3 protein-coding genes are annotated in these 2,652 nt (G+C 69.2%); 1 reads left to right on the forward strand and 2 read right to left on the reverse strand.

Annotated features, from left to right (window positions below; genetic code table 11):
- Positions 1–1,909, forward strand: a 1,909-nt coding sequence (locus tag A9X03_RS30700; protein ID WP_304442292.1) for a helix-turn-helix transcriptional regulator, incomplete at its 5' end; no start/stop codon positions are given.
- A gap of 5 nt (positions 1,910–1,914) precedes the next feature.
- Here A9X03_RS30700 and A9X03_RS25435 read toward each other — a convergent pair.
- Both A9X03_RS25435 and A9X03_RS25440 read right to left on the reverse strand, forming a co-directional pair.
- Positions 1,915–2,184 (reverse strand): DUF4242 domain-containing protein, encoded by a 270-nt coding sequence (locus A9X03_RS25435; RefSeq protein WP_067752281.1) that lies wholly within the window; start codon positions 2,182–2,184, stop codon positions 1,915–1,917.
- A 76-nt stretch (positions 2,185–2,260) separates the two neighbouring features.
- The coding region (locus A9X03_RS25440) for a MarR family winged helix-turn-helix transcriptional regulator (RefSeq protein WP_067783179.1) at positions 2,261–2,652 on the reverse strand (392 nt) is incomplete at its 5' end.

Raw genomic sequence — 2,652 nt, forward strand, 5'->3', positions numbered from 1 at the left:
GGTCGGCGCGACGCTGGCGGCGATCGATTCGGCCGAGGCCGTCGGCCTGGTCCGCGCGGTCCACGACTCCGACGGCGAATTCGCGTTCGTGCACGCGCTGACCCGCGAATCGGTGCTGGGCGGGATGGCCGCGTCGCGGCTGCGGATCATGCACGCGCGCGCCGCCGAAGCGCTCGAGGGACGCGCCGACCCGTCGCTCGTGCCGCGCCTGGCCAACCACTTTCTGGTGGCGCACGTCCTGGGTTACCACGAGCAGGCGTTGCGATACGCGCGCCAGGCGGCCCGGATGGCCGAACAGAGCCTGGCCTACGAGGATGCGGCGAAGTGGTTCGAGCGGGCGGCGTCGCTTCCCGAACTCAACCTCACCGACCGGGCCAGACTGCACCTCGACGCGGCCGCCAACCACGTGCGCGGGGGCTCGTTCGCGCGGGCGCGGACCATCTACGAACGCATCGGCGGGATGGACGACCCGCTGATGCGGCTGGAGGCCGCCGTCGGCTACGAGGAAGCCAATTGGCGCCCCGGGCAGTCGAATTCGAAGGCGGCGGACTTGCTGGCGGCGGCTCTGGAAACATGCGGATTGCCGGCCGAGGACCCACGCTATGTGGGGGCACTCGGCAGCTTCGGCCGCGCGCTGGCTTTCGCGGGCGAGGCGGCCCGGGCCCGTGAGGTCGGCGCCGATGCGATCGAGCGCGCACGGGCCATCGAGGATGCGGCGGTGCTCCTGCACACGCTGAAAACCAGTCTGTGGCAAGGCCTTACCCCCGAGATGAGCGAAATCCAGGCGCAGCGCGCGGCCGAGGTGTCGCGCATGGCGATGTCGCGCCGCGACTACGAATCGCTGGGTGCGGCGTCACACTTTCACGCCATGGTCAGCTACTTGGCAGGCCGGCCCGACGGCCTTGCGGCCGCGACCGCCGACATGCGGCGAGCGGCGCAGACCTGCGGACAACCCGCCTTCGGCTTCGTCGGCGCGTGCATCGAGCAAGCGCTGGCCTATCTGCGCGGTGACTTCGCCGGTGCAGAACGATGGGCCGATATCGCCTTGCGCACAGGGGATTTGTTCGGTGCGGACGACACCGAGGGGTCCAACGGGGTACAGATGTTCATGATCCGCCGCGAGACCGGCGATCTGAAGAGGTTCGGCGAATTCATCGACGGCAGTGAAACGTTCACCGGCCGCTGGGTGCCCGGGCTGCTCGCCCTTTACACCGAGCTCAAGTGCGAACGTGGCATGACCCGTGCGCTCAACCAACTGGTCAACCGCAACCTGGGTGACCGCCTCGAGGATGCGCAGTGGCCGATGGAGCTGGTGTTCATGGTCGAGGCGGCACTGGAGCTGTCCCACCGTGAAGCGGTCCACGCGCTGCGCCCGTTCGTCATGCGTTATGTCGGAAAGAACTTGGTAGCCGGGCAATTCGTCGCGCTGTTCGGCAGCGCGGACCGATACCTGGCCCGCATCGCGGCGCTTTGTGGGGACGGCGCCGCGGCCGAGCGGCACTTCGCCGCGGCAATCGAGATGGACCGCCGGATGGGCTCGGTGGTCCATATCAGCGAGACGCTGGCCCGACACGCGTTGTTCGCCGCGTCGTGCGGTCGCGCCGAAGCCGCCCGGTCCCTCGCGGAGGAGGCCCGCGTTATCGCCGGTGCGATCGGCCAGACCCGGGTTGTGGACTTGGCGGATTCGGTGCTGACCGCCGGTTCCCTGGGTCCGGACGGCCTGACCGAACGGGAGGTCGAGGTGCTCCGGTTGCTCGCCGAGGGGCTGAGCAATCGCGCGATCGGAGAACGCCTTTTCATCAGCACCAACACCGCGGCCAACCACGTGCGCAACATCCTGATCAAAACGGGCGCCGCGAACCGCACGCAGGCGGCGATGTACGCGGCCGATCACGAACTGCTCGGGTAGCGCACTCAGATGTCGGACAGGGCGCCGTCCGGCATCAGCCGGTCCCTCACCTCGACCACGGAGTCGGCGGGCAGACCGGCGCGCGCGGCCGCGGCCCGGATGGCCTCGGGCGACGGCGCCTCGTACAGACAGTAGGTCTTCCGTTTGTCCGCCGACAGGAACGAGTACATCCAGCGAACGCCCTCCTGGTCGTTGATCCGGTTGATGCCGTCCGCGACCTCGAGGCCGGGTTCCAGTTCCTCGGCAAAGTTGCGCTCGACCATGAAGATGGGCACGTGGACTCCTATTCACTGTCTTGGGTCGAGCGTAGGCCGTCGGCGACGATCTAGACACGGGAATTTCCGGCCGGCGTCAGTCCCCGGCCGTCTCGTTGTGGTCGGCAAGCAGCAGTTGTAAGGTCTCGCGCAGCTCGGTCAGCCGCTGCCGGCCCAGGACCTGCTCCCACCGTCCTTCCAAATCAACTGCGTTGGAACGCATTACGCGTAGCGCCTGGCGGCCCCGGGGCGTCAGCTCGATGATCCGGGCCCGCGCGTCGAGCGGGTTTGCCGCTCGGGTGACGTAGCCATGGCGCTCCAGCCCCGCGACCGCCTGGGCCACCGCTTGCCGGCTGACGCGGAGTCGATCGGCCAGATCCGATGCATGCAGCCCGCCGGCAGCCAGTGGGACGAGCGCCACCGCTTGCGCGGGCCGGATCCCGTCGAGGCCCGCCTCGGCAAACGCCGTCCGCAGTCGCGGCGCCCCGG

It is taken from the genome of Mycobacterium sp. E1715, assembly GCF_001667625.1.
In the GTDB taxonomy this organism is placed as follows: domain Bacteria; phylum Actinomycetota; class Actinomycetes; order Mycobacteriales; family Mycobacteriaceae; genus Mycobacterium.